Origin of the sequence: Timonella senegalensis JC301 (assembly GCF_000312125.1) — a bacterium.
In the GTDB taxonomy this organism is placed as follows: domain Bacteria; phylum Actinomycetota; class Actinomycetes; order Actinomycetales; family Cellulomonadaceae; genus Timonella; species Timonella senegalensis.
In genome coordinates, this window is the sequence record NZ_HE978641.1 from 955,642 (window position 1) to 981,604 (window position 25,963).

Genomic DNA, 25,963 nt, shown 5'->3' on the forward strand with positions numbered 1-25,963 from the left:
CCGCCTGCTAGGCGGGCTAGCCGCTTTAGGCGACGTCACGCCTGCGGAACACCGCAAACGCTGCGGCAAACACGAGAGCCGTTATCCCGAGTAGCCACCACGCAGGAGCCAGATCCGGGTTGGTCGCGGCCATGGCCGGGATGTGGTCGTAGGGGCTGAGGTTCATCAGCCACTGGGGCGCCTTGAACATGGGGCCAAACATTGTGATGGCAAAGCTCACCACCACGGCAACCCAGCCCAGGAACGCGGTGCGCGTGCCCAGCGCAACGCCCAGTGCTCCCACCGAGAGCACCAGCCACGAGGCCGGGATCGTCACCAGAGCCTGCTGGAACACCACCGAACCGGACACCGTCGCATCCCCTCGCGAGACCGCGAAGGCCATGGTGCCACCCGCCACCACGAGGCACAGCCCAGTGGTCAAGAGGGCAATCAGCGCGGTGATACCAAGGTAGGTTCCCCGGTGCACGCGCGTGGCCAGAACTACCTCGAGCCGGTGCCCAATTTCCTCGCGGTGCATCCGCGTGAACACGCCAATTCCTGCAACGGCTGCGAGCATTCCGAGGATCGACAGGATCATGGAAATGAACCCCAGGGAGGCCTGCTCCTCGGTGACTGCTCCGCGTGCCAGGTACTCGGCCATGGCGGGGTTCCGGGACAGTGTCTGGCCCACCGTTGCGCCGATGTTGCCAAACATGTAGCCCACGAGCGCTAGTGCCGCCAGCCAGCCCAGCCAGGAACCCACGTTGATGCGGGTGAGGAAACCCACGAGTGATGTGCTGAGCCCTCGGGCCCGTTCCGGACCCGGCTTCTGCGCGAGGAGCGCGCCGCCGAAGTCTCTGCGGCGCTCCATCGCAAGCGCAGCAGTGTAGGTCGCGGCAATGAACAGTACGCACAAGGCGAGCGGCCACCAGCGGTTCTCGCCTGCAGGCCGGGTCTCGGAGATCCATCCGAGTGGGGAGGCCCAGGTGAGCCATTCCATGTCTGCTGACGCATCCGAGTACCCTCGCACCACGTATGCGATCCCTAGGAGGCCAACGGCCAACCCGGTAGCGGTGGGCGCCTGAGCGCCAACCTGCGCGGCGAGCCCGGCCACTCCGGCAAACATCATTCCTGACAGTGCAAAGCCCGCGCAGATCAGCGCCGTGGGCAGCGCACCGCCTCCCACAAGCAAGGAGACGAGGAAGGTGACGGTTCCAAGCAGTACGGACGCGATGGACGCGGCAATCAGCGCGCTCGCGAGCCTGCTGGTCCTGGCCACGGGGAGCGAGGCGACGAGCTCACCCTGCCCGCCCTCCTCCGCGCCACGGGTGTTACGGATGACCAGAAAGATAGTCATGAGCGCGGCAAACATCGAGCCCAAGGCGAGGATGCGCCACGCGTTGAAGCCATCGGTTGTAGTGAGGTCAGTGGCGCGTCCAAACAGGATGTTGAACGCGGGGTTCGCCCCGATCATCGCGGCCAGGTTCTGCCTATCAGCCAGATCCGGCAGGATCACCGCGTATCCCAGCAGGGAGGACACTGAGAGCATCACTGCAATCGCCACAAATGGCATGATCTTGAGGCGATCGGACTCTATGATCCGCTTGACCTGCGGCTTTACACCGATCATCGGGTGGCCTGCCCGTCCGGACCCTCGTAGTGCTTTTGGAAAAGGTCCTCAAGCGAGGGCGGCGCCACAGTCAGCGACTGCACCTTCAAGTCCGACAGCCTCCGCAGACCCTGCGGAAGCGCATCATTGCTGATAAGCCCGCTAAACGAGTTTCCGTCAATGGTGACGTCCTGCAGGAAGTCCAGTGAATCGTCGAAAATCTGACTCTCTGGGAGGGTGGCGCGCACCGTGGTCATGGAGTGGTAGCGCATCTGGGCGAGCGTGCCAGACTCCACGATCCGGCCATCACGGATGATCGAGATCCGATCCGCCAACTCCTCCGCCTCCGACAGGATGTGTGTGGAGAGCAGCACGGTGCGGCCCTCGGCGCGCACAGCACGAATCTCGGCCTGGAAAACCGACTCCATGAGCGGGTCCAGCCCGCTCGTGGGCTCATCCAGAACCAGCAGCTCGGCGTTGCTGGCGAGCGCCGCGATAATCGCGACCTTCTGCCGGTTCCCCTTGGAATAGGTGCGGCCCCGCTTGCTCGGGTCAAAATCGAATTTTTCGACGAGTTCCTTGCGTTTGGTCTCGTCCAGTCCGCCTCGTAGATTGGCCAGGAAATCAATAGTTTCCCCGCCGGTCATGTTGGGCCACAGCGCGACGTCGCCGGGAACGTAGGCGAGGCGGCTGTGCAGGGCGACGGCGTTCTGCCAGGGGTCCTTGCCAAACAGGGAGACGTTGCCGGACGTGGCCTTGATGAGGCCCAAGAGCACACGGATGGTTGTGGATTTGCCTGCGCCGTTGGGGCCGAGGAAGCCGTGAACCTCGCCGGGGACGACGTCGAGATCGAGGCCGTCCAGCGCGGGCGTGGCACCGAAGGTCTTGACCAGGGACTCTGTGGAAATGATCGGCGTAGTCATGGGTTCCTCCACGAGCCTCTTCACGTTCGCGGTGAACCCGCGCTCACACTTCACATCTTAGGCCTTTCTCGCCATTCGCCGAGGTCCTAGGTTTGCTGCGCTTCACTGAGATCCTGACTCCCCGCCCTGCCCTTGTTCCCCGTCTTATCCCGCCGGAGAGAGTTGGCGGAGGGTGGCGGGGAGCTGGGGAGCTGGGGAGATGGGGAGGTGGCGGGGAAGGGAGAGCAGCGGGTGCGTGGGTGAGGCGGCGGCGGTAGCGTGAAATCCATGGCTGAACTTGGATTTGTGAAGGCATTGACGCCCGTTCTCGATGCGCCCGATCCCACGGAGTTGGCGCGCTTCTATGCGGAGTTCCTAGGGTGGGAAATTTCCGAACACTCGGACCCGACCTGGGCGATGCTCGTGCCGCCGGGAAAGAAGCGGTCGTTTCTTTCCATCCAGTTGGAGCCCCTGTATGTGGCGCCGACCTGGCCGAGCGCGGCGGAACACCAGTAGATGCAAATCCACCTCGATTTGTGGGTTTCCGACTTAGAAGATGCTGTAGCGCGGGCGGAATCCTGCGGTGCGCGCGTGGCAGATACCCAGTTTGATGAGGGCGTGCGGGTCATGGTTGACCCCGTGGGTCACCTGTTCTGCCTCTTTGAGGACTGAGGTGGCCGTTGTGCGTTTGGCACCACGGCTGGTCTCCAAAAAGCGCCAAAGTGACGCTTTGTCGCCACGGCTTTGTGGTTGACCTACAAAAACCGTTCCCAACGTTGTGCGAGTGGTTCCCTATGAAACCTACGGTGCCGTAAGTTACGCTGGCGTAGGCTACGGATTCGTAGGCTTCCAGCAATCTCCAAGCGAGTAGCTGCTCACAAGGCGGCGCTCGCGCCCGGTTTTTGTGGGGAAGCCACAATAAAAGGAGATCGCATGACGGACCTTCTGAGCACACCAGGACTCAGCAGCACCGACGAACATGCGCCACTGCAACTCATCGACCCGCAGGGGCACCGCGTCATCACTGAAGAGAACGCGACCCTGCGCGCACAGGTCTCGGACCTGACGCTCGATGACCTGCGCACCTTCTACAAGGACATGATGCTCGCGCGCCGCTTCGATGCCGAGGCCACCGCGCTGCAGCGCCAAGGGGAACTCGCACTGTATGCGCCGCTGCTCGGCCAGGAAGCCGCGCAGATCGGCTCAGGCCACGCGCTCCGCCCCACAGACATGGTCTTCCCGTCCTACCGTGAGCACGGCGTGGCGCACACGCGTGGCATGGACTTGGCCAAGATCCTCCAGCTCTTCCGCGGCGTGGACCACGGTGGCTGGGACTCGTTTGAGAAGAACTTCCACCTGTACACGCTGGTCATCGGTTCGCACGCGCTGCACGCAACCGGTTACGCCATGGGGCTCCAGCGGGACGCCAAGGTGGGTCGTGCGGCAGGCGACGAGGCCGTGATGGTGTACCTCGGTGACGGCGCGACCTCCCAGGGCGACGTGTCCGAGGCCCTCGGGTTCGCGGCCGTGAACAACGCACCGATCGTGTTCTTTGTACAGAACAACCAGTGGGCCATCTCCGTGCCCAACTCCAAGCAGTTCAAGGGCGAGCTCTACACCCGCGGTGAGGGCTTTGGGGTGCCGGGAATTCGCGTGGATGGCAACGACGTGCTGGCAAGCTTCGCTGCAGCACGCTGGGCTCTGGACCACGCACGTTCGGGCGAGGGCCCCGTGCTGATCGAGGCCCTGACCTACCGAATGGGTGCCCACACCACGTCCGACGATCCCACCAAGTACCGCACCCGCGAGGAGGAGCAGCACTGGCGCGACCGCGATCCCATCGCCCGGGTCAAGGCCCTGTTGGAGTCGGAGAACGCCTGGAACGACACCGACGAGACAGCGCTTGCCGCCGAACTCGAGGGTTTCGGCGAGTACATTCGCGGCTACGTGAAGTCACTTGGCCGGCCCGAGAGCACCTCCATCTTTGACCACGTGTACGCCACCGACAACGCTCTGGTGCGTGAGGACCGCGAGTGGTTTGCGCAGTACGAAGCCAGCTTCATGGATACCTCCGGAGGAGCACGATGACCGCGACCGTCCCAGCCCCACAGGCGGCCCCAGCCCCAAACTCCGCCAAGCCTCTCCCGTTCGCCAAGGCGATCAACGCCGGCCTTCGCGCAGCGATGGCCAAGGATGAGCGCGTCCTGCTCATGGGCGAGGACATCGGCCCGCTCGGCGGAGTGTTCCGCGTGACCGAGGGCCTGCAGGCCGAGTTCGGTGAGGACCGCGTAGTGGACACGCCACTCGCCGAGTCCGGCATCATCGGAACCGCGATCGGCCTGGCCATGCGCGGTTATCGCCCGGTGTGCGAGATCCAGTTCGACGGCTTCATCTTCCCTGGCTTTGACCAGATCACCACGCAGCTTGCCAAGATGCACTACCGCTCCAAGGGGCGTCTGAACCTTCCTGTGGTCATCCGCGTTCCATTTGCGGGTGGCATTGGTGCGGTCGAGCACCACTCGGAGAGCCCCGAGGCGCTGTTCGCGCACACTCCTGGCCTGCGTGTGGTCTCGCCGGGCTCTGCCCAGGACGCGTACACCATGATCCAGGAGGCCATTGCGAGCCCCGACCCCGTGCTCTTCTTTGAGCCCAAGGGCCGCTACTGGGAGAAGGGCCCAGTGGACCTGTCCACTCCGATCGGCTCCGACACCCTGAACAAGGCCGTGGTGGCTCGCACCGGTACTGACGTCACGCTGGTTGCGTATGGTCCAACCGTCGCCACCGCGCTGCGCGCGGCAGAGGCCGCAGCTGCCGAGGGCACGAGCATCGAGGTCATCGACCTGCGTGCGATTTCCCCGCTCGACACCGACACCGTGGTCGCCTCCGTTAAGAAGACCGGCCGCTGCGTGGTTGTCCACGAGGCCGTCACCTACATGGGCCCGGGCGCGGAGGTTGCCGCCCGAGTCACGGAACGCTGCTTCTACGAACTCCAGGCGCCCGTGCTGCGCGTGGGCGGGTTCCACAACCCGTACCCCGTGGCCAAACTGGAGCACGACTACATCCCATCGCTCGACCGAATCCTCGATTCGGTTGACCGTGTGCTCGCCTACTGATTGCTAAGCCAAGGATTTCTTGATGCCAACGTACGAACGTTTTCCAATGCCCGATGCGGGCGAGGGCCTGACCGAGGCCGAGATCGTGGAGTGGAAGATCAAGGTCGGCGACACAGTAACCGTCAACCAGGTCATCCTCGAGGTCGAGACCGCCAAGTCGCTCGTTGAGTTGCCTTCCCCGTTCGCCGGAGTGGTCACCGAACTGATCGGTGCAGAGGGTGACCTCATCGATGTGGGCACCATCATCATGGTGGTGGACACCGACCCACACGGCGCCGCGGCGCCTGAAATTAACGACGATTCTGCTTCCGTTCCAGCGCCCGACGCGGTGGGTGCAGAAAACCTCACCACACAGGACACCCCGCTGGACGAGTCCACGGCGGAGGAACTCGACGCCAGCGAACGCGCTGGGAACGATGGTTCCGCGCAGGCTGCGGAGCTGCTGGCGCAGCCCACCCAGCCGGCCACCACTGCGCCAGCCACTGCCCAAGGTGGAGCGGCGCTGGAAGATGCTCTATCGTCGAAAATTGAAGAACCCGAGGAATCGGGTTCCGTGCTCGTGGGCTACGGCATCAGCCACGGCTCCACCAAGCGGCGTCCGCGCCGCACGGGCGCAGCGGACTCGCTGACGGTCAACAAGCCGGCGGGGAATGAGGCAGTGCGGACCAAGCCGCCAGTGCGAAAGCTTGCGCGAGACCTCGGAATCGAGCTCAACTCGGTGGACCCCACCGGACCGGGCGGACTCATCACCCGTGAGGATGTGCTCGCGGCGTCGGCTGCCACGTCGGCACGCGCGCTGACCACCTACGAGGGCGACGACTCACCGTGGCTGGCGTCTGGAACGGTTACGCACGACGGCCGCCAAACGCGCGTCCCCGTGAAGTCGGTCCGCCGGCGCACCGCAGAGGCAATGGTGTCCTCGGCGTTCACGGCGCCCCACGTCACCGTGTTCCACACTGTTGACGTCACCAAAACGATGCGGCTGGTCAAGGCGCTGCGCGAGGACCGCGAGTTTTCCGATGTGCGCGTGACCCCGCTGCTGATCGCCGCCAAGGCGCTGTTACTTGCCGTGTCCCGGCACCCCGAGATCAACGCGAGCTGGGACGATGAGAACCAGGAGATCGTGTACAAGCACTACGTGAACCTGGGCATCGCCGCAGCGACCCCGCGTGGGCTGATCGTGCCAAACATCAAGAACGCGCACCGGCTCGGGCTCAAGGGCCTGGCCCAAGGTATTTCGGACCTGACCGCAACCGCGCGCTCCGGGAAGACCCCGGCGGCAGACATGATGGACGGAACCATCACGATCACGAACGTGGGCGTCTTCGGAATCGACACCGGAACGCCGATCCTCAACCCAGGCGAGTCCGCGATCCTCGCGTTCGGCGCGATCCGCGAACAGCCGTGGGTGCACAAGGGCAAGATCAAGAAGCGTTGGGTCACGCAGCTCGCGCTGAGCTTCGACCACCGCCTGGTGGATGGCGAACTCGGCGCCCGCACGCTAGCCGACGTGGCTGCCGTGCTCGAGGAACCTTCGCGTGGGTTGGTCTGGGGCTAGCGGGAGGTCTCAGGTCTCTACCGACATCCATTCACCGTGAGTGCCGTTCAACGGTGTCGAGTGCCGTCCCCGCGCGACGGCACTCGATGCATATGGGCGGCACTCGCACGTTGGGGTGGCCGGGGCCCAGCGTTGGGGGGGTGGCGTGGAGCCGGTGCTGGGTTGGGTCCCCGTCAGCGGGAGTTTCGTGCCTTCGTACCGATTGCGTCCAGGAAGTCGTCGACCTCCAGCATGTCGTAGCCTTCCTTGAAGAACTTGACCACTTCGAACTGAGCATTGAGGATCCGGTCAGGGATGCTCTGGAGTTCGATGGCGGTTGCGCGGGCTACGCTGCGCCGTAGCTCCTCGAGGAAGTCGTCCACGTCCTGCTTTTTGTAGCCTTCACGGAACTTGGTCACCGTGAATTTGGGCTCGTGGAGGTCCGCGACGGAGAGCGGGACTCGGACGGGCTGGCTAAAGGGTTCGGAGCCGGACGCCCCGAGGCTTCCCGTTCCGGAGGCGGCTCCCGCGTGCAGCTCCCGCAGACGTTCGGTGAACCCGGCCTCCACTGCGTCGAGGAACTCGTCAACCTCGATCATGTCGTAGCCATTCTGGAACTTGGTCACCTGGAAGCGCTTCGCGGGGATTGCGCGGAGCTTGGCCTCAAGTTCGGCGGGTTCGCGTGTCTCGGCGACCAGCCCAAGCTCGTCTAGGAAACTGTCGACCTCACTCATGTCGTAGCCCTCGCGGAACTTGGTCACTGTGAACTTCTGGTTGAGGATCATTGACGCGGTCATTCCAGCCATGGTGGCCTCCGGCGAGGTGATGGCCGGCATCGGTGCCGGCGAGAGCCTGTAGATGCTTCAAAGGTACACGCAGAATCGGTGCATATATCGGGAAGGAAGGCGTGCCTCTAACTTGAGTGAGCGCTGCCCAGCGGTGCGGCGATTCACCGCGAGTGCCGCTCAACCGACATCCATTCACCGCGAGTGCCGCTCAGCGCCGCGGCCATTCGCCGCGAGTGCCGGGTTTTGTAGGCGAGTGCCGCATCCGCGTACCGGCACTCGACTACAAAACCCGGCACTCGCGCGTGGGGGCCGGGCCTGGCGTTGGACGGCACTCGCTGCATATGGGCGGCACTCGCGGGTGGAGGGGCTGGGGGGAGGGGTCAGGTGGCGGAATGTGGTGGGTCGACAGCGCCAATGTCTGGTACGGGCAACTGTCAGGGGTGCCCGGCACAATAGTGTGGTGAGGCGTGCTCAGCTACGGGCGGGCACGCTCGAACTCACCTGCAAGCATCCATCGCAAAGGGGACCGTGTGTCTCGTCCGTTCCAAGTGGACCTGTCCGGCGTCATCGAACTGCTTTCCCGCCACATCTATTCGAGCCCGCGCGTGTACCTGCGTGAACTCATCCAAAACGGCGTGGACGCTATCGCGGCGGCGCACCAGGCTGGGGCGGGTGTGGCGCAAGAAAAGGTGACCACACTCGTCGAAAATCTGGTTGAACCACGGATCACAATCCGGCCGGCCACGAACAACACGCCCTTCACATTCCAGGACAACGGGATCGGCCTAACCGCGGCCGAAGCAGCGGAGCTGCTGGCCACGGTGGGGCGGTCGTCCAAGCGGGATAGCGAGATCGGGCTGCGGCGCGAGGGTTATTTGGGGCAGTTCGGGATTGGGCTGCTGTCGTGCTTTATGGTGTCCTCGGATATCTCGATTCTGTCGCGATCGCGGCGAATTTCCCCTGATGGCAGAGGATTTCCGGCGATCGAATGGGTGGGGCGTCTTGACGGCACGTTCGAGATTACGGAACTTGATCCCGAGCAGAGCGAGCTGGTGCCGTTTGGCACCACGGTGACGCTGGCGCGGCACGCTGCGCGCCAGTCGGGGCGTGAAGCAAGTGGACAGAGCGCGGGCGGGGACGATCTCCTGCGCGGACCCGTGGTGCGCGAGCTCGCCGCCACGTTCGCAGAGTTCCTGCCGATCCCCATCGAGGTCATCGGGGAGAACGGCCCGGAGCGGATCGCGCGGCAGGCGCCGTTCCTGGCGCCCCTGCGTGACCAGTGGTCGGAGGTCGCGGGGTATGGGCGCGAGATTCTGGGCGCCGAACCGCTCGCGGTCATCCCGCTGGACGTGCCATCCACGGGCACGAGCGGCGTGGCGTACGTGCTGCCGTTCGCACCGCCGCCGGGCGCCGCCGCGAACGCGCGCATGTACCTCAGCAGCATGCTGCTCGCCGAGCGGGTGCCCGATGTGCTACCCACATGGGCCGGTTTCGTGCACGCGGTCCTGTCCACGGACCATCTGACGCCCACGGCGTCGCGCGAGCAGATCATTGCGGGCGAGGCCCTCACCGAGACGCAGGAGGCGATCGGCCGGGCGATCACGGCGTGGGTCGCTCGGCAGGCCGAGCAGAGCCCCGAAACCCTGGCCGAGTTGGTGTCCGTGCACCACGTGTCGCTGCGCCAGATGGCAATATTTCACGACGATCTTGGTCGCGTCATCATTCCCCTGCTGCCCGTAGAAACAAGCGCTGGGATGATGACTATCGGTGAGTATCTGGACCTGTCGCCTCGTGTCCGCTACGCGGCCACAGTGGATGAGTTTAGGCAGGTGGCATCGATTGTTTCGCCTGATCAGCCGGTGATTAACGCCGGGTATTCGTTTGTGGCGGACCTGCTGCTGCGCCTACCCGCTTTGCGCGAGGGCGTGAGTGTGGAACAGGTCGAGGTGTCCAAGGAACTGGCCAACCTGAGCCCCGTCCCCTTCGACGATGCCGCTCGCGCAGCGGCGCTGGAAAAGTCCGCCACTGAGGCCCTAGGGAACAAGTACCTGCAGGTCATCGTGCGGTCGTTTGAACCGGCCAACCTGCCCGCGCTGTATGTGGCGGATCCCAAGGTGATCGAGTGGATCGAACGCGACTCCGCCCGTGATGCGGCGGCGGGTCCGTGGGCGGAGATCCTGAGCCAGGCGCAGGAGGTGTTCGCTGCCGCGGGCTCAAACGTGAAGGCGCAGCTCTGCCTAAACTGGTCCAACCGTGCCGTCCGATCCCTAGCATCGGTGGGGGACGAGGTGGTGTTCCTGCGTTCGATCAGGCTGATGTATGCGCAGGCCAAACTGTCCGGTCACCACCCGCTCACGGCCGAGGACCGCACGATGCTCACCGGCGCACTCGACGACCTCATTACCCTGTCCATGGGCCTTTCCGACACTTCCTTTGATGCCGGATTCGGCACTGACTTCCCGGAGCTGTAAAACAATGCAACTTGAATCGCTTCCTGCCGATCTCCAGCAACTGGTCGACACGATCTCTCAGACTCCGCTGGGGGACGAGGAGACCGCGATGGTGCGCAAGGCCCTCGCTCTGGCGGAGCAGTACGACCTGCCCGTGTGGGCATACAAACTGAGGATGTGGCTCAACCAGTCGGTGTTTGTCACGGGCGACACGGACGCGCTGCTTTCGAGCTTCACCAAGACTCTTGCCATCCACGATTCCAATCCTGAGAAGTTCCCGCTGGTCACGGATGATGGCACCCAGTTGCTGTTCCAGTACAAGTGGGTAGCCGAGGAACTGAACAACTCTCCGGCGTACTCGTTGGCGCAGATCCATGCAATCTACGCGGACATGGAGAGGCGCTTCAGGGAGTCCGGAGCCTCGCCCGCGGGATACCTGCAGGTGCGGTTCTCCAGCGCCACCGAGCGCGGTGAGTGGGACGACGCCGCCCGGTTCTATGGGGAACTGCAGTCCGCGCCGCGGGACGACCTCTCGCACTGCGAGGCCTGCTTCCGCTCGGCCGCGGCCATGTATCACAACGAGATCGGCGAGCCCGAGCGGGCGCTCGAACTGTACGAGGAGATCTTCTCCGGCCGTTTCACCTGCGGCGACGAGCCCGAGCATTCCGAGGCGCGGGCGATGTACTTGTATTTGCGCCGCGGCGATGAGGCCCGCGGGGACCTGGAGCATGCCAAGGCGCTCCACCACAAGAGCCTGGCCGCGTTGCGCCGCAACCCCGACCCGGGCTCGATGCTCCTGACCCACATCGATTTCTGTGTCCTGACCGGCAACGTTGCGCGCGCTCTGGAGCTCGCCGAGGGTCGGATGAAGTCGTTCGAGACCCCGCTCCTCAACGTGGCATTCCAGTTCCGCGCGCTCACCATCCTGGCCGGGCTCGCGGACGCCCTTGTGGCGGAAGGGGAGGGTGAGCGGGTCATTCGGGGCACGTCTGCCCCGTACATTTCACGCTTGCTGGACGTCATCGAGTCGCGCGAGCGCACAGCCGTAGAGATCGCCCCGCTGGCGTGGGCGCGTGCCAAGAGGATCGCCGCGCAGTTTGATGAGCGCAACGGGAACTCGTACTACGAGTCGATGCTTGAGCGCGCTCAGAACGCGGAGCGCATTGACGTGCCGCTCGGGTTTGAGCAGTTTGAGGCGCCAGAGCCCGAGCCGGCAATGCCCGCTACTGAGCCAGCGTCCGTGCTGGAACATGTTGCCGCGGTCCGCAACGCCGTCCGCGTGGATTACTCGGCCGCCGTTGACCTGTATCGCCGTGGCCTTGCTCTCGCGTCCGCTGCGGCGGACTCGGGTACTCCCGATCCTGATGCAGTGGAACTGGTGTTGGCCCTGCTCAACGTCCCGTCCGAGCTTGTTCCTGTGGGTGCGCCCGCCTTTGACATGCTTATCGACGATCTTGCTCGCGTTGGCAGCCCGCGCCTGGCCGGGGTGATTGGCGGGTTTGGGCCGCGGTTCCTCGAAGGACTGTCTGCGGACGACCGCCCGCAGATCTTGGAGCAGGCTCAGGAGATATCGGAGGCAGAGCCGAGCGGAGCAGCAGTTCTCTTGCTCGAGGGGGCCAACCTGCTGTCGCTGCCGGGCCAAGAGGATGCCGCTCGTGCCCTTGAGTTGACCCAGATTGCTCAGAAGTTTGCGGCGGGCACAGTGACGCGCCAGCGGATCGCCTTGGCCTCGGCCTCATTCGCGTTGGACACGGGCGAGCTGTCCGCCGTGGCGAGGGCGCTGAAGATTGCGGAGGAGAACTCCTTTGGCGCATACCTGTTGGACGCCAACCGGGCGTTTCTGACCGGGACGCTCGCGTACTTGGAGCACCACCCGGAGCAGGGCGTGGCCGCAATGGAGGAGGCGGTTGCCCTGGCGTTGAAGGCGGGCAACAAGGAGGCCGCGTGGCGGTACCTCGTCCGCAAGGCCAACGTGCAGGGGAACGTGGGAAGCCTGCCGGACGCAATCCGCACCATTCGCCGCGCGCTCCGACTCCTGGCGCAGACGCCCGAGCGTGAGGAGCATGAGAAGGGCTTGAACCTGCTTTTGGGCAGGTTCTTGCTGGACGCAGGGGACCCGAACGGGGCACTCGAGCCGCTAACTCAAGTTCTTGACGCTCACTTCAGTAACGGGCCCGACCAGATGGAGGACCCCGAGGGGCTCCTAGAGGTTCTGAGGTACGTGGGCGAGGCGGCGTTCGCGGCCGGTGATTACCAGCAGGCGTACTCGGCGTGGAACTATGCGCTGACGGTGGCCTCGGAGGCGGAACGCACCTCGGACGAGTTTGGGGTGGCGCTCAGGCTCTCGGGCTTCCTTGTGCAGATGGAGGACGAGGACGCCGTGGGGCTGGCGGATCGTGCGCTTGAGCTCGCGCGAGGCATGAACGATCCCGTTGCTTTGGCGGAGGCTGCCAAGTCTCGGGCGGTGGCGGGCGTGGTGTGTGCGCAGAGCGAGGACGTGAGCGTACTCGAAGAGGCCGAGTCCGCACTGCGCGACGAGGACACCGCGGTTGACCCGCAGATCCGGGTGGTTGCCCTGCTTGAACTGGAGATGCACCGTGCGCGTTTGCTGTGGCGGATGGACTCCAATGATGAGGCCGCGGCGTCCGCGCTTCGGGCGGCAGGGAGTGCGCGCGAACTCGGCATCGCGGCAGCTCTGGGTGATGCGCTTACCATCGCCGGGCTCGCCAATCGAGACGCAGGGAACTTGCCTGGTGCGCTTGTGAGCCTGCGCGAGGCGCACGAACTGGCTCTCGCCGCAGGGGAAACAGATGCCTTCTTGGCTGAGCGGATCGCAGAGATAGAGGCAGCGCTTTAGCGTATAAAGAAGGCGCCGCCGGAAGACTCAGAGTCTTCCGGCGGCGCCTTTCTTCCGCGTAGAGCAGGGCTTAGACGAGGCGTCCGATTGTCACGAACAGCGCGATTGCCATGAGGACGAGGTTCGTAGGAACGCTCCCCACCTCACCACGGCGAACGTGGAAGATTGCGGCAAACACCATGACAAGGGCCAGGCCGAGCCCTGCGATTGGGGTCAGGATTGGCATGATTCCAGTGGCCTGCGGAAGGATGAGGCCGATTGCGCCGAGGACTTCCGCTGCGCCGATGAGGCGTGGGAATGCAGGGTGGTACTTCTGAACCCATGGGAACATTGCCTCGAGCTTCTCGCTGGGCTGCGCCAGTTTGGCCATTCCTGCCATGAGGAAGAGAGCTGCGCCGATGCCGGCAACGATCCAGAGTGCAATGTTCATGCGGGGCCTTTCAGGCAAGTGCCGTCCCGCGCGGGCGGGACACTTCAAAAAGTGTGTCGATCAAGCATCATGCCCACGCGGTAATTGAACCGTCAAATAATCGCCGAGGATTGTGACGAGGTCGTTTCTCCCCAGCTGATGTCTGGTGCTCCACGCTGCACATTCTTGCGATGTTTGGGCGGAATCACCTCCGCCGCGCCATGTGGTTCCGCTAGATTGTCACCATGTCCCGCACCGAACGAACGACCGCCCGCGCCGAGTCCGCACAACAGCGCGATCGCTTCCCCGATTTGCTGCGCAGCCTTGCGCTGGGCGCCGTGATCCTTGGTCACTGGACTATGGCCGCGGTATCGGTCCAAAACGGCGAACTGCACGTGGACAACGTGCTCAACACGAACCGTTTCCTGTGGCCGCTCACGTGGGTTCTCGTGCTCATCCCGCTGTTCTTCTTTGTGGGAGGCTTTTCGAACGCCACATCGCTGACCCGTGCTCTGGGCCGCGGCGATTCTCCGGCGAAGTGGCTGGCCAAGCGACTCAAAGCGCTGATCGTCCCCGTCTTGCCGTTCCTCGTTGTGGTTGTGGGACTCGTGTTGCTTGCTCTGCAGCTTGGTGCCCCGCGCACTCTCACGCTCACCGTTGGCATTGTGGTCCTCATGCCGTTGTGGTTTGTGGCGGTCTACAGCGTGCTCGCCGCAATTACCGTACCGATGCTCGGACTTCACCGCCGCTACGGCATCAGGGTTGTGGTCGGCTTGGCCGTGCTGGCCTGCGTTGTCGACGCCGCCCGCACGATTCTCGACGAGCCGTATATTGGTTACGCCAACTACGTCCTCGTGCACGGGACTGCACAGCAGCTCGGGTTCTTCTATTGGGACGGGCGTCTCGGGCGGGTGTCGCACCGTGCACTGTGGGCGTGGTCCCTGGGAGCATTGGCGCTCTTGTGTGCAGTGGTGGCAACACCGATCTGGTCCGAGTCGATGGTCGGCCTGTCCGGCGAGCGCTCGAACATGAGCCCACCATCCATCCCAACCCTCCTGCACACGCTGTTCCTGATCCCCTTAGCCATACTCGCCCGCCCTTGGGTCGCCCGATGGATGGATCGTCTCCGGCCAGCCCGTATTCTCGACGTTGCCGCCCGCTACTCCATGCGCGCGTTCCTGTGGCACCTTCCTGTAGCAGTAGTGGTCTACGGCCTCGTCTTCGCCCTTTCGGGTCCGCTTCCCACGCCAGGAACCGGGGCTTGGTGGCTGAGTCGCCCGCTAATGCTTGCGATTCTTGCGATGGTGTTGGTGGGCTGGTTGCGGTTGGGTGATTGGCTGGGTGGGCGCCGCACGCGGCGCCCCTGATTTTCGACGATCTTGGTCCCGTCCCGCCCCCACTTCCGATCCCCGATTGGCTGGCGGGTGGGGGATATCCCCCAGAAAGATTACGGTGGAGGCAGGCTAACGCAACCCGCCGTCGTTTCGCGAGGATGGATGTATGACAACGACTCTGCACGATGCGCACTCAGTGGGTTCCTCACTGCGTCCCTCTCCGCTCTTCCAACGAACTGGAGCTCTGGCTAAGGCCACGGGGAACTTTTTCGCGGGAATTACGTGGCGATCCTTCGGCTACCACTTGGTCATGCTCTTCCTCACGGTGCTTGGCTTTGTCTACGCCGTTACCGCGGTGTCCCTTGGCCTATCATTAGCGATCCTCGTCATTGGGTTACCGCTTGCGGCCGCAATGTTGCTGGGGGCTAGGTACCTCGGTGATGGCTTCCGAGTGTGGACGAACGCGATGCTCGATACCCGCATTCCTTCGCCCCCACCTGCACGCCGCGGTCAGGGTTTCGGCGGCTTTGTGAAGACAGGTCTTTCTGATGTCGCTGGATGGCGCTCGATCGCATACATTGTCATTGCGTTCATAACGGGAATCTTTGCGTTCTGCGTGAGCGTCACGTTCTTTGCGGTAGGCATTGGGGGTGTCACCTATCCGCTGTGGTACCGGTACTTGCCGGCGCAGCAGATCTCCGATGGCACGTGGCACAGAGGAGCGCAGTACAGGCCGGAGTACTTCATCGACACGCCACCGCGCATCCTGGCTCAAGCCCTTATCTGCCTAGTGGTCCTCGTGTGGGTGTGGCCGCTGCTCAACAACTCACTTGCGCGGCTTCAGGCGGTGCTTGCCGCAACCTTGCTTGGCCCCACTCAGGGAAGCATCGAACGCCACAAGGTTCTGCTCAACCAAGCACGGTCTGCAGAGGCGAGTGCGCAGCGGATGCGATCGATCGAGCGCGACCTACACGATATTACGCAGGCACAGCTCGTGGCTATTGCGATGAAGGTTGGGGATGCCAAGGAGCGCCTCGCGGCCGGAGAAGAACCAGAAGCCGTGCTGAAGACGCTTGACTCTGCGCACCTGACCTCAAAGGATGCTCTGACGGATCTTCGTGGACTCGTGCAGGGAATCCATCCAGCAGCCCTCAACGATGGACTTGGTACCGCCCTCAATACTTTGTCTTCCTCTAGTGCGCTCGGCGTGCGGCTTGAAACCAGTTTGAAGCACGAAATCTCGCCCGCGGTTGAAGCCGTGGCCTACTACGCAGTAGCGGAACTTCTTACCAATGCGGCCAAGCACTCCGGTGCGCGCGAGGCGCAGGTGAGGGCGTGGACCGACGCTGATAGGTTGTACGTGACCGTGGTGGATCAGGGCCATGGCGGCGCTGTGCTCCGGGGAGTGGCTTCCTTGCACGGCGGCGGACTCGACGGTGTGGCAGAGCGGGTGGCAAGCACCGGTGGAAAGTTTGACCTCCAGTCACCGCACGGCGGGCCAACGATGGCAACGATCACGATGCCTAGAATCTTGAAAGTGTAGGAATGCAACTCGCAATAGCCGAGGATTCAGCAATACTGCGACTCACGTTGGCCGAGCTCCTCGAGGGGCGCGGCCATCGTGTCGTGCTCGCTGTTGCGTCCGCCCAAGAACTCCTCGAACAGATCCCATCCGTTGAGGTGGACGTGGTCATCATGGATGTCCGTATGCCGCCAACCTTTACGAACGAGGGCATCATCGCGGCGCTTGCACTGCGTGAGTCGAAGCCAGACGTTGGCGTCTTGGTGTTCTCGCAGTACGTTGAGACGACCTACGCGACGCAGTTGTTTTCGGGGCAGCCGGGTGGAGTCGGCTACCTCCTCAAGGACCGCGTCGCGGAGGTCTCACAGTTTGTTAATGCACTTGAGAGGATCCATGCAGGTGAGACCGTGCTGGATCCCCAGGTGGTGTTCCAGTTGATTGGAGCATCGTCGCAGCGCAGTGAGGTTGATTCCCTCACCCCGAGAGAGCGTGAGGTTCTCGACCTCATGGCCCAGGGCCGCTCAAACGGCGCAATCTGCGACGCCCTGCACGTCTCCCTAGGAACCGTGGAGAAGTACATCTCGGCGATCTTCTCCAAGCTCCAACTCGCGCCAACCGATGGCGACCACCGAAGAGTCCTCGCAGTGCTCAAGTACCTCGGCGTGTAGAGGCCTAGGCCAACACCCGTACCTACCAGAGTGGTCAGTAGCCCAAGACTCGCGCCGTGTAATCGTTGCGGAGCCGGCCGTCTGGGTCGCACTCACGCGCGATGGCTAGGAAGTTCTCTAGGGCAGGGTAGAGCGCCGTAATCTGATTGGCCTCGAACGTGTGCAGCTTGCCCCAGTGTGGGCGCGCGCCAAACGGAGCGAGCGCGGCTTCCAAGGTGGGAAGGAAGGCAAACACCTCGCGTTCCATCTGCTTCCACGTGAAGTGGAGGCCAACGCTGTCTCCGGGGCTTGGCGAAAGCCATCCGTCGTCGCCGGCCATCGTGCGAATCTCGGAGACAAAGAGAAGATCGCGGAACTGATCGCCCAGCGCCAAGACAGCCTTGATGGCGTTCACCGCGTTCTCGCGTGGGATCAGGTACTCGGACTGTAGTTCCTCGCCCTTTGAGGGTGTGAACCCCATCTTGAAGTGTGGGAGACGGTCGAATGATGGACCAGGAACTCCAAGCTGGTCCGTGCAGTGAATCGGGTCGGTGTCTGGAAGCGGGTGCAACTTGGTGGTGGCCCTGCGTGCTCCAAACAGAAACGTGCCTTCGGCGCCGTCTGGACGGTCGTCTGCAACCCTCGACTTCAGCCACAACTGCTCGGCGGCGGCCGCATTCCAGTGGGTAAAGATCGAAACGGAATATGCGGAAGCCGTGATCTCATCGAACTGGCCGAACACCGAATCCCAGGGAAGGTCTTGATAGAGATCCTGGCGGACGTGGAAAGAGTCCTCCACCATGACCTCAACAAACGTCAACGCTCCGAGGAGCCCCAGGTGCACCCCGGCCTCAAAAGGTAGGTCGCCCGAACCGTCGCGTACGGCACGCCTCACCGTGCCCTGCGGAGTGAGCACCTCAAACGCCCACACATCGCCAATCAGCGGAAGATTCCCGTCACCGGAACCGTGCGTGCCCGTGGCGATCGCGCCAGCGATCGTGATGTGGGGGAGAGAAGCAAAGTTCGACACAGCGAGACCGAGGGCGTCGAGAACCTGAGCCAAAACTCCATACGGGGTCGACGCAGCTGCGCGCACCCGCCTAGGTGAATCGTCGATAATCAGTTCGAGGTTTTCCGCTGTGAGCGGCTCAAAACGAGCCAGCGACACCATGGTGCCGCTGGTATTCGCCACATCATTGAAGCAGTGTCGCGAGCCAAGGAACTTGAGTGGTCCCGACGTCAGGGTGACGGCTTGCGACAGCTCCTCAAGGGAGCGCGGCTCGATGAACTCGCGCGCAAAGTAGGTCAGATTGCCAGCCCAGTTAGTGCCGGCCGGCTCCGGAAAGTGGGGGCGGATCGGGCGGACCGAGCGCGACATGGAGACTCCTACCGTGCGGGAACGAGGATGGATTTCATCATGGCACAGCGAAGTAACGGGCCAGCCCGATACACGACAGCCACGGCACGAAAAAGTTTCAAAAACCAGCCGCGCCGGGAGCCTCCTGCGCACCCGGCACGGCTGGAACTGCAGCAACGCAGGAAGTTGCGCCCGCCGTTCGGCCCTACTCAGACCGTGCCGGAGCGTCCGAACTAGAAGACTCTGGGGGATACAGGTCCTCGTCGATGTCCGCGTTCGGATCGTTGAGCATCCCATACGGCTCGCCATGCTCATCAACCCCGAGCGTCAGGGAGTCCTGTAGGTCCTTCTCCCGTGCTTGTTCCTCCTCAGTCGGAGGGGTAATGGGCCTCTTTGCGTCAGTGATTTGAGCAGGGCCATATACAGGAAGCAGTTTCTCGCTCATGCGGCGACCGAGGCTCTTCTTCTCTTCCGGTGGTTCCACTGCGGGCTTGTCCAGCCGCGGCTCGCGATGGTGGTCCTCGGGAGGGTTGAGTGGATCCTCGGGCGCGGGAATCGGTGACTCACTCGTGGGCTCATTGGGGATGTGCGACATTGTGCTCTCCTTACTTAGCCGGAAAACTGTGCCACCCATTGTCCTCCGGTTACTGAGCCACCGCGAGTCGGCTGGTGTCACCCTCTGGGACGAAGCCAAGCGCTGAGTAGTACTTGGAGGTCTGGGAGTTTGCGGGTGCGGGGGCAACCACGGAAGTGAAACCGCGTGAGTGGAGCAGGCCGGAGTCGCGGAACAGGTACTTGCCAGGAGTGAAGTCGCGGAAGCGTGGGGTTACGTAGTCCAGGAGCACGCGTGCCTCGCCCGCGCCGGCATCGCGGAGAACCACGATTCCCACGGTCTCGTCGTTGTGGAGCACGATGTGCGCCTCGGTGGCCTCGCCGTTCAGTGTGTCCTCACGGTTGAACTCGGGGAGTGCCTCGGTGATGTCAGTGGTGTGCTGGTCCAGGAAGAACTGGAGGTAGGCGTCCTGCGGGGTCACGGTCAGGACCTTGTATGCGCGCTCGGTTTCCTTCTGCGCGGTGAGTTTGCGCAGGTGGTAGATGTTGATGATGCAGAGCACCAGGTTGAGGCCGAGAACGGGCCATACGCTGCCAAGAAGTGCGTAGACGACCGAGATCGCACAGCCAATGAAGTTGAGAACGCGCAACCGCAGGATCCGGGTTTGCAGCAGCGACCAAACGACGACGGCAGAGCCGATCCATCCGAGAATTTCGAGCCAGTTCATGGTGACCTCACAGTGGGGCGCTGCTACCTTGCAGCGCGGGTTGTGCTCCTAACTCTAAACGTCATGGGCAAAAACCGGAAGTCAGAAACTGAGTGTTTGCAACGGGTTAGGCGATTAACCGTTGTGGTGGTTGGAATGGCGCGGTGTGGGGCTGGTCGCGGGGCTGGATGCGTGGCTGGCCTGGAGCGGGTGGGCCCGGGTGGAGACGCCAGAGTGCGGGTCGGCTGAGCCTAAGCGGCGATGTCAGTGGAACACGGTACAAATGAGACAGAGATGCCCCCACTTCAATGCGAGCCACCATGACCTACAGCGTGACCGACCTCGTCGCCGCCTCGACGTGTGAGTACCAAGCCGTCCGATCTTTCGAGCTCAAGTCTGGATGGAGGCTGCCTCCGTGCGGGTTCGCAACCGCGCGAGAGTGCACCCTGCCGGACTGCCCCGCACACAGCGGCGATGGCATGGCGGATCGTCTCGCCCAGTTGGGTGATGCCCACGAAATGGCGATGCTGAACTCGCTCATCGAGGAGGGTGGCGAGTGGGACGGGACGGGGTCTGGGAGTGGACCGGAGAATGCCGTGTTCCGCGCGGACCTCGTGCCAGCGCAAGAGCGAGCCGCTGCCACCGCCGCGGCCTTCGCAGCGGGCGTCAAGGTCCTGTTCCAGGTGGACATCTTGGACGGCGAGCTCAAGGGCCGCGCCGACTTTGTCATTCGCCAGCCCGATGGAACCTACGCCGTTTACGACACCAAACTCGCCCGCACTGCCCGCGCGAGCGCCGTTCTGCAGATCACCGCGTACGCCCAGGCGCTTGGGCGCCAGGGAATCCCCATCAGCAGGTTTGGCTACTTGGTGCTGGGCACCGGCGAAATCTCCCGCCACAATGTGGCGGACACGGAACCTGTTTTCAGGCGATTGCGCGGCCGGTATGAGGACCTCGTCCAGTCCCGTAACGGGCAGGCTCTCGCCCAATGGGGCGTCCCCGACTCGGCCGGGCGTCTACTCGGGACCTGCGGTCGCTGTTCGGAATGCGAGCAGCAGGTCTCGCTCCATGACGACGTTCTGCTTGTCATGGGAACTACCACGGCCCACAGGGCGCGGCTCAACCAGGCAGGAGTGTTCACGGTCGCGGACCTCGCCCACCTTGGGGCGGCGGATGGTGACGGGCAGGTCCAACTCAGTGAATCGTCGAAAAGCATTGATATCAGCCGAAGCACGCTGACCAAGCTGGTGGCACAAGCGCAGCTTGTGCTGGAGGGGCGCGAGGCGGCGGCCGAGCACCCCGAGGGGCTGTTCCGGGTGTTCGACACCAAGGCGTTTGGCCTGCTCAAGCCAGAGTCAGAGGGCGATATTTTCTTCGATTTCGAGGGCGACCCGCTGTACGCGGAGGCGGGATCCTCCGACTGGGGCTTGGAGTACCTGTTTGGGTGGTGCACGCGGAGGCTCCAAGAGGATGGGCGCCCCGCGTTCCACGCGCTCTGGGCGCACGACCGTGCTGAGGAGAAGCGGGCGTTCGAGCAGTTTATCGACTACCTGATGGAACGGATCGAACTGCACCCTGACATGCACGTATACCACTATGCGCCCTACGAAACCACGGCCCTGAAGCGGCTGGCGGTGCGGCACGGTACTCGCGAGGAAGCCCTGGACGCGATGCTGCGGAGGGGTCTCTTTGTGGACCTCTACGCGGTGGTGCGCGGAACCATGCGCACGTCAGGGCACTCGCTGTCCATCAAGAAGCTCGAGCCGTTCTACGCGGACGCGCTCGGCCACCTGCGCGAGGGCGTGACCAACGCGGCGGACTCAATCATCGAGTATGCCTCGGCGGTGGAGGCGCGCGAGGCCGGGAAACTGGAGCAGTTCGAGGAGCTGATCGGGCTCATCGAGCAGTACAACCGCTATGACTGCGAATCCACATACCACCTGCTCAACTGGGTCGGCGGGATCGCCGAGTCCGTGGGCGTGGACTGGCGTGTGGGGCAGGTGCAGCGCGCTCTTGATGGTCCCGAGCTGGAAATGGAACTGTCGGCGGAAGTGGCGGCACGAGTTGAGTTGTCGGAAAGGCTCGCTGCGCACCTAGCCCGTTTCACCGAGAAATGGCAGCACGACCTAGCCGTGGCCGAGGCCCGCGGTTTGACCGCGCCAGAGCCAGAGGCCCGCATGATCACGCGCATGGCGTGGGCGGGACTGGAGTACAACCGGCGCGAAAACAAGCAGTACTGGTGGGCACACTTTGCCAGGCTTTCGGACCCCATCGACGAATGGACGGGATCTGACATCTTCCGGCCGGTTCGCGCCGAGGTGGTCGAGGAATGGCACAAGCCGCCGCGCGCCCGGACGCTGAAACGTGTGGTTCGGCTCTACGGCGAGCTCGAACCCGGCAACAAGTTGGCGGCTGGAACCTCGGTGTGCGCAATTTACGACGAGCCGTACCCGCTGGGACTGTCAGAATCGGCAAACGGTATCCGGGGTTACCACTTTGGTGCCGTGATCACTGAAATAGAGCCGATTCCCGGTGGTGGGGACGCCGTTGCGCTCACCATTCTCGAGAGCGCCAAGTCCGATCACGATCCATGGCATGAACTACCTGTGGGCCTTGGACCTGGGACGCCGATTGCCACGGTCGCAATCGACGCCAGGCTCGAGGACTTTGCGCGGGAGGTGCTCGCGGCGTTGGAGGAGAATCCCGAGGCACCCGAGTTTGCTGACACCGCTAGAACCCGGCTGCTTCGGCGGATGGGAACTGTGGCCGATGCGGCCGAGGACAATGTGGCAACAATCCTCGCCGCGCTGCGGTCGGACGACCCCGCGGTTGTTGCGGTGCAAGGCCCTCCCGGTGCCGGAAAGACGTACGTGGCCTCGCACGTGATCACCACTCTGGCGAAGGTTGGTTGGCACATCGGCGTGGTCGCGCAGTCCCACGCCGTGGTGGAGAACGTTCTGCACGCGGTCCTTAAGCGCGGCATGCTGCCGGAGGCCATTGCCAAAAAGCCCAAGGACAAGCCAACGCCCGAGTCGCCATGGCCGTTCCAACTCATTGATGCCAAGAGCGCCGCGGACTTCTTTGCAAACGCGAGCACCGGAACTGTCACGGGCGGAACCGCTTGGAGTTACTCCAGCCTCGACTTTGCCCCTCCGGGTGGCTACGACCTGCTGGTCATCGATGAAGCTGGCCAGTTCTCGATGGCCAACTCGCTCGCCGTTTCGCACGCCTCCAAGCGGGTTCTCCTCCTCGGAGACCCGCAGCAGCTGCCGCAGGTTTCGCAGGGTGACCACCCCGAGCCCGTCGACGGCTCGGCTCTTTCCTGGCTCGTAGGCGACGATGCCACCATCCACGAGGACAGGGGGTTCTTCCTCGATCAGACCTGGCGGATGCACCCGGACCTCACCTCGGTGGTGTCGGAGCTGTCCTACGAGGGCAAGCTGTTCTCAGTGCCCGGCACAGCCGAACGGTTTGTGGAGGGAATCCGGCCTGGCCTGCACACGGTCGCTGTGGAGCACTCGGGCAACACGGTGCAATCGCCACAGGAAGCCGACGCGGTGATCGGCTTGATCAAGTCCATGATCGGGCGCCAGTGGCAGGAGGACGCTTCTAGCCCTCGGAAGCCTTTGACGCCCCAGGACTTCATTGTGGTGGCGCCATACAACGCCCAGGTTCAGCTCCTCAAGGATCGCTTTGCTGCCGAAGGCTGGGACGGGAACCGAGTGGGTACCGTGGACAAGTTCCAGGGGCAGGAGGCCCCAGTGGCGCTCGTGTCTTTGGCGGTGTCCGATGCCGAGAACACTCCGCGAGGGCTCGACTTTGTGCGAAACCGAAACCGGCTCAACGTGTCGATTTCACGCGGGAAACACAGCGCATTCCTCATCCACTCGCCAGCACTCCTCGACACCCTGCCGGGCTCAATCCAGGGCATGGAGGAACAGGGCGCATTCATCCGCCTTTCGGAGTCTGGCCAGCGCTGACTCGCACCCTCACACCTCCCGCGCCCTTAAACGAGAGTGGGCTCAGGAATACTCTCCCTTACGAGAGTGGGCTCAGGAATACTCTCGATGGGAAAAGGGTCGGGTCGGGTGGGGAGGGGTGTGGGTCGGGTGGGGGGATGTGGTCACCACTGCTTCGAGCCCGCACCGCCCCCAGGCTTGAGCGCACCCTCGGTCTGCTCCTTGGCCTTGTCGCCCGCCTTGTTACGGTCCTCGAGCTCATCGCGCTTGTCCTGCGCATCCGAGCCCCCAGAATCGGTGCCGGAAGAATCATCCGATGGCTCCCCGGACGGTTCGTCGGTGGGCTCATCCGTGGGCTGTTCGCTAGGATCCTGCGACGGCTCATCGCTCGGATCCTGGGGCTGCTCGGGTTGCTCGGGCTCCTGCGGCTCTTGTGCTTGCGGGTCCTCCGGTGGTGCCGGTGGCTCCTCACGCAACTGGTCCAGCCGGTTTTGCGTGAGGTCAGCGTTGTCGGTCACCCGCGCGTTCGTGGAGAACAGGTCGCGGCAGGTGGTTTCCTCCTGAAGTGCGAGCGAGTGCTGGTAGGACTCCAACGCCTGCTCGTAGAACGGGATGGCCTCGTCCGCGAACGCGCGGTTCTTCTCGTATGCGTCCTTGTAGGCCCGTGTTCCCTCAGTCGCCTTGAGCTCATCGGAACTGCTCACGAACCCGTCCCAGGCCTTGGCTGCGTCGTCGAACTCGTCGTTGCCCTTCTCCTCGTATGCCACGGAGTGGTTATGGCGGATCATGCAGAACGGAGGCTGTGAGTTGGTGGGAGTCTGCGAATAGTCGACCCCTTCCTTGAGCTTGGGAGCCAATGACTCTGCGCGCTCAAACTCCGTGATCGCGTTGAGGTAGGCACCGGCCTTGAGGTTGGTGGTGCCGAGGTTGTAGCTGGCCACCCACTTTTCAAACGGTGTCCAGCCCTTGATCTGGGAGAAGTTGAACGATGCGTCCCGGTATTCACTCTCGTCAAACTTGTTCAGTCCCATGGTGTTCCACGTGAGGAACCGAGAGACAAAGACGATGATAACGATCGCGGCGATGATGGGAACGATGGACCACAGCGCCCACTTCTTACGCATCAAGCGCAGGGCAATGGCCTGTGGGGTCCGTGGTGCTCGTTGGCGTTTCAGCGCTGCCAAGGCTCAGCCCACCTTCCGTGTGGTCCGGTAGGTCGCTGCGGCAAACTCCCACACCAGCAGGCCTGCAAGGAGGGCGGCGAACGGCCAGATCAGGAGCTGCTGGATTTCCGTGGTCCGGCGTCCTTCGGCTGCGACCAGTTTGGGGTCGATACCGCTGGTGGCTTCCTTCATGTCTGTGGGTTCGGCACGGTGAATGTACTTGATGCCCATCTCCTGGGCCAGCGCGCCGAGAGCCACCTCGTCGATCTTGGAGATCGCGGGGACCACAGGGGACTGTGTGAAGTCCTGGATGTACTCCTCGCTCTCGCTGCTCAGGATCGGGTCGTAGCGCCTCATCTTGCCACCCTCTGCCGTGCCGTAGCCCAGAACAGCGCCACCGTTGATGTATTGCTTGATTCCAGCAAAACTTTGGCGGGAGTCCTCAGAGGTGTTCTCGCCGTCGGTGAGGATGTAGACGATCCGCTGGTTCTGCGGGTTTTCCTCGGCGCCGCGACGCAGTGCCTGCTCGAGCTCCCCGTACACACGGTTCAGCGAGGACCCGGAAGAGTACAGAGTGATCTCCTGGTTCAGGGAGCCGATCCAGGTCTTGAGTGCGGTTGAGTCCGTGGTGAGCGGCATCTGGCGGCTGGCCGCGGAATCAAAGCTGATGATGGAGAAACGTCCGCCGCTGAGGTCCTTGATGATTTCGCGCATGTCATGGCGCACGCCCTTGAGCCGGGGTTCGGCGTCGGGCCCGTAGTCCTCGGCTGCCATCGAGCCGGTGCGGTCCACCACAAAGTAGACGTCAACGTTTGCGCGTGCCAGTTCCGTGGTGGTCACGGTGGTGGATGGGCCGAAGCCTATAAACGCCACGAGGACGGCGATTAGGCCGCGCCGGATCCAGGTCAGCCGCGCGGAACGCGCACCACCGGAGATCTTGAGGTCTTGGTACGCGGCCCAGGCCACCCCGCCGAGGACGAGGAGGACACCGATGGCGTAGGGGACCCAGGGCAGGAGTGGATTGAAACTCATTCGCCGAGCCTCCTCTGCACCACGAAGAAACCGAGCAGGCCGATCA

At 63.5% G+C, this 25,963-nt stretch carries 18 protein-coding genes and 1 pseudogene; 10 read left to right on the plus strand and 9 right to left on the minus strand.

The genetic code is table 11. The annotated features are described in order from the left end of the window. Positions 1–25: 25 nt before the first annotated feature. Together HGSM_RS04090 and HGSM_RS04095 are read right to left on the minus strand one after the other, a co-directional pair. A complete protein-coding gene (locus HGSM_RS04090) occupies positions 26–1,609 on the minus strand; it encodes an ABC transporter permease (protein ID WP_019147472.1) in 1,584 nt (527 codons plus the stop codon). After that, complete coding sequence (locus tag HGSM_RS04095) at positions 1,606–2,511, minus strand: ABC transporter ATP-binding protein (protein ID WP_040594632.1); 906 nt, start codon at positions 2,509–2,511, stop codon at positions 1,606–1,608. Before HGSM_RS04095 ends, HGSM_RS04090 begins: the two co-directional genes overlap by 4 nt. A 267-nt stretch (positions 2,512–2,778) precedes the next feature. Here HGSM_RS04095 and HGSM_RS04100 point away from each other — a divergent pair. From HGSM_RS04100 to HGSM_RS04115, 4 genes and pseudogenes are all read left to right on the plus strand, one after another. Beyond that, a pseudogene (locus HGSM_RS04100) lies at positions 2,779–3,162 on the plus strand (VOC family protein). 261 nt (positions 3,163–3,423) lie between these two features. Next, positions 3,424–4,578: a pyruvate dehydrogenase (acetyl-transferring) E1 component subunit alpha gene (gene pdhA / locus HGSM_RS04105; RefSeq protein WP_019147476.1), complete on the plus strand. Its 1,155-nt coding sequence runs from the start codon at positions 3,424–3,426 to the stop codon at positions 4,576–4,578. Next, the gene (locus tag HGSM_RS04110; protein ID WP_019147477.1) at positions 4,575–5,603 is read left to right on the plus strand and encodes an alpha-ketoacid dehydrogenase subunit beta; all 1,029 of its coding nucleotides are present in this window, start codon (positions 4,575–4,577) and stop codon (positions 5,601–5,603) included. The genes pdhA and HGSM_RS04110 overlap by 4 nt, the downstream gene beginning before the upstream one ends. Positions 5,604–5,625: 22 nt before the next feature. Further along, positions 5,626–7,161: a dihydrolipoamide acetyltransferase family protein gene (locus HGSM_RS04115; protein ID WP_019147478.1), complete on the plus strand. Its 1,536-nt coding sequence runs from the start codon at positions 5,626–5,628 to the stop codon at positions 7,159–7,161. 173 nt (positions 7,162–7,334) lie between these two features. Here the strand turns inward: HGSM_RS04115 and HGSM_RS13590 are convergent, their stop codons facing one another. Further along, entirely contained in the window at positions 7,335–7,937 is a 603-nt protein-coding gene (locus tag HGSM_RS13590; RefSeq protein WP_195891336.1) for a DivIVA domain-containing protein, read from the minus strand. Positions 7,938–8,458: 521 nt separating this feature from the next. Here HGSM_RS13590 and HGSM_RS04125 point away from each other — a divergent pair. Further along, a complete protein-coding gene (locus tag HGSM_RS04125) occupies positions 8,459–10,399 on the plus strand; it encodes an HSP90 family protein (protein ID WP_019147480.1) in 1,941 nt (646 codons plus the stop codon). Positions 10,400–10,403: 4 nt separating this feature from the next. Next, entirely contained in the window at positions 10,404–13,235 is a 2,832-nt protein-coding gene (locus tag HGSM_RS04130; RefSeq protein WP_019147481.1) for a hypothetical protein, read from the plus strand. Between the two features lie 70 nt (positions 13,236–13,305). Here the strand turns inward: HGSM_RS04130 and HGSM_RS04135 are convergent, their stop codons facing one another. Then, positions 13,306–13,665: a DoxX family protein gene (locus tag HGSM_RS04135; RefSeq protein ID WP_019147482.1), complete on the minus strand. Its 360-nt coding sequence runs from the start codon at positions 13,663–13,665 to the stop codon at positions 13,306–13,308. A gap of 224 nt (positions 13,666–13,889) precedes the next feature. Here HGSM_RS04135 and HGSM_RS04140 point away from each other — a divergent pair, with 224 nt between their 5' ends. From HGSM_RS04140 to HGSM_RS04150, 3 genes are all read left to right on the plus strand, one after another. Continuing rightward, positions 13,890–15,011, plus strand: coding sequence for an acyltransferase family protein (locus HGSM_RS04140; protein WP_019147483.1), 1,122 nt, complete (start codon positions 13,890–13,892; stop codon positions 15,009–15,011). Between the two features lie 133 nt (positions 15,012–15,144). Then, positions 15,145–16,521, plus strand: a complete 1,377-nt coding sequence (locus HGSM_RS04145) for a sensor histidine kinase (protein ID WP_019147484.1) — start codon at positions 15,145–15,147, stop codon at positions 16,519–16,521. 2 nt (positions 16,522–16,523) lie between these two features. Continuing rightward, positions 16,524–17,168 carry a response regulator transcription factor gene (locus HGSM_RS04150; protein ID WP_019147485.1) on the plus strand — a complete coding sequence of 215 codons (645 nt, stop codon included), beginning with the start codon at positions 16,524–16,526 and terminating at the stop codon, positions 17,166–17,168. A gap of 34 nt (positions 17,169–17,202) precedes the next feature. Here HGSM_RS04150 and HGSM_RS04155 read toward each other — a convergent pair whose 3' ends face one another. From HGSM_RS04155 to HGSM_RS04165, 3 genes are all read right to left on the minus strand, one after another. Then, positions 17,203–18,525, minus strand: coding sequence for a D-arabinono-1,4-lactone oxidase (locus HGSM_RS04155; protein ID WP_019147486.1), 1,323 nt, complete (start codon positions 18,523–18,525; stop codon positions 17,203–17,205). A 184-nt stretch (positions 18,526–18,709) separates the two neighbouring features. Further along, positions 18,710–19,099, minus strand: coding sequence for a hypothetical protein (locus tag HGSM_RS04160; RefSeq protein WP_019147487.1), 390 nt, complete (start codon positions 19,097–19,099; stop codon positions 18,710–18,712). Between the two features lie 49 nt (positions 19,100–19,148). Then, the gene (locus tag HGSM_RS04165; RefSeq protein WP_019147488.1) at positions 19,149–19,784 is read right to left on the minus strand and encodes a hypothetical protein; all 636 of its coding nucleotides are present in this window, start codon (positions 19,782–19,784) and stop codon (positions 19,149–19,151) included. Between the two features lie 299 nt (positions 19,785–20,083). Here HGSM_RS04165 and HGSM_RS04170 point away from each other — a divergent pair, with 299 nt between their 5' ends. Next, entirely contained in the window at positions 20,084–23,743 is a 3,660-nt protein-coding gene (locus tag HGSM_RS04170; protein ID WP_019147489.1) for a TM0106 family RecB-like putative nuclease, read from the plus strand. Positions 23,744–23,886: 143 nt separating this feature from the next. Here the strand turns inward: HGSM_RS04170 and HGSM_RS04175 are convergent, their stop codons facing one another. Together HGSM_RS04175 and HGSM_RS04180 are read right to left on the minus strand one after the other, a co-directional pair. After that, on the minus strand, positions 23,887–24,846 hold the full coding sequence (locus HGSM_RS04175; protein WP_154646231.1) for a PT domain-containing protein: 960 nt from the start codon (positions 24,844–24,846) through the stop codon (positions 23,887–23,889). Positions 24,847–24,909: 63 nt separating this feature from the next. Continuing rightward, positions 24,910–25,917: a vWA domain-containing protein gene (locus tag HGSM_RS04180; RefSeq protein WP_019147491.1), complete on the minus strand. Its 1,008-nt coding sequence runs from the start codon at positions 25,915–25,917 to the stop codon at positions 24,910–24,912. Between the last annotated feature and the right edge of the window lie 46 nt (positions 25,918–25,963).

What these genes read in the sequence shown, in the direction of transcription:
- HGSM_RS04110 (WP_019147477.1), top strand. Translation starts at nt 4,575, where the DNA reads ATGACCGCGACCGTCCCAGCCCCACAGGCGGCCCCAGCCCCAAACTCC.
- HGSM_RS04090 (WP_019147472.1), bottom strand. Translation starts at nt 1,609, where the DNA reads ATGATCGGTGTAAAGCCGCAGGTCAAGCGGATCATAGAGTCCGATCGC.
- HGSM_RS04170 (WP_019147489.1), top strand. Translation starts at nt 20,084, where the DNA reads ATGACCTACAGCGTGACCGACCTCGTCGCCGCCTCGACGTGTGAGTAC.
- HGSM_RS04115 (WP_019147478.1), top strand. Translation starts at nt 5,626, where the DNA reads ATGCCAACGTACGAACGTTTTCCAATGCCCGATGCGGGCGAGGGCCTG.
- HGSM_RS13590 (WP_195891336.1), bottom strand. Translation starts at nt 7,937, where the DNA reads ATGACCGCGTCAATGATCCTCAACCAGAAGTTCACAGTGACCAAGTTC.
- HGSM_RS04135 (WP_019147482.1), bottom strand. Translation starts at nt 13,665, where the DNA reads ATGAACATTGCACTCTGGATCGTTGCCGGCATCGGCGCAGCTCTCTTC.
- HGSM_RS04175 (WP_154646231.1), bottom strand. Translation starts at nt 24,846, where the DNA reads ATGCGTAAGAAGTGGGCGCTGTGGTCCATCGTTCCCATCATCGCCGCG.
- HGSM_RS04130 (WP_019147481.1), top strand. Translation starts at nt 10,404, where the DNA reads ATGCAACTTGAATCGCTTCCTGCCGATCTCCAGCAACTGGTCGACACG.
- HGSM_RS04140 (WP_019147483.1), top strand. Translation starts at nt 13,890, where the DNA reads ATGTCCCGCACCGAACGAACGACCGCCCGCGCCGAGTCCGCACAACAG.
- HGSM_RS04150 (WP_019147485.1), top strand. Translation starts at nt 16,524, where the DNA reads ATGCAACTCGCAATAGCCGAGGATTCAGCAATACTGCGACTCACGTTG.
- HGSM_RS04160 (WP_019147487.1), bottom strand. Translation starts at nt 19,099, where the DNA reads ATGTCGCACATCCCCAATGAGCCCACGAGTGAGTCACCGATTCCCGCG.
- HGSM_RS04095 (WP_040594632.1), bottom strand. Translation starts at nt 2,511, where the DNA reads ATGACTACGCCGATCATTTCCACAGAGTCCCTGGTCAAGACCTTCGGT.
- HGSM_RS04165 (WP_019147488.1), bottom strand. Translation starts at nt 19,784, where the DNA reads ATGAACTGGCTCGAAATTCTCGGATGGATCGGCTCTGCCGTCGTCGTT.
- HGSM_RS04145 (WP_019147484.1), top strand. Translation starts at nt 15,145, where the DNA reads ATGACAACGACTCTGCACGATGCGCACTCAGTGGGTTCCTCACTGCGT.
- HGSM_RS04180 (WP_019147491.1), bottom strand. Translation starts at nt 25,917, where the DNA reads ATGAGTTTCAATCCACTCCTGCCCTGGGTCCCCTACGCCATCGGTGTC.
- pdhA (WP_019147476.1), top strand. Translation starts at nt 3,424, where the DNA reads ATGACGGACCTTCTGAGCACACCAGGACTCAGCAGCACCGACGAACAT.
- HGSM_RS04155 (WP_019147486.1), bottom strand. Translation starts at nt 18,525, where the DNA reads ATGTCGCGCTCGGTCCGCCCGATCCGCCCCCACTTTCCGGAGCCGGCC.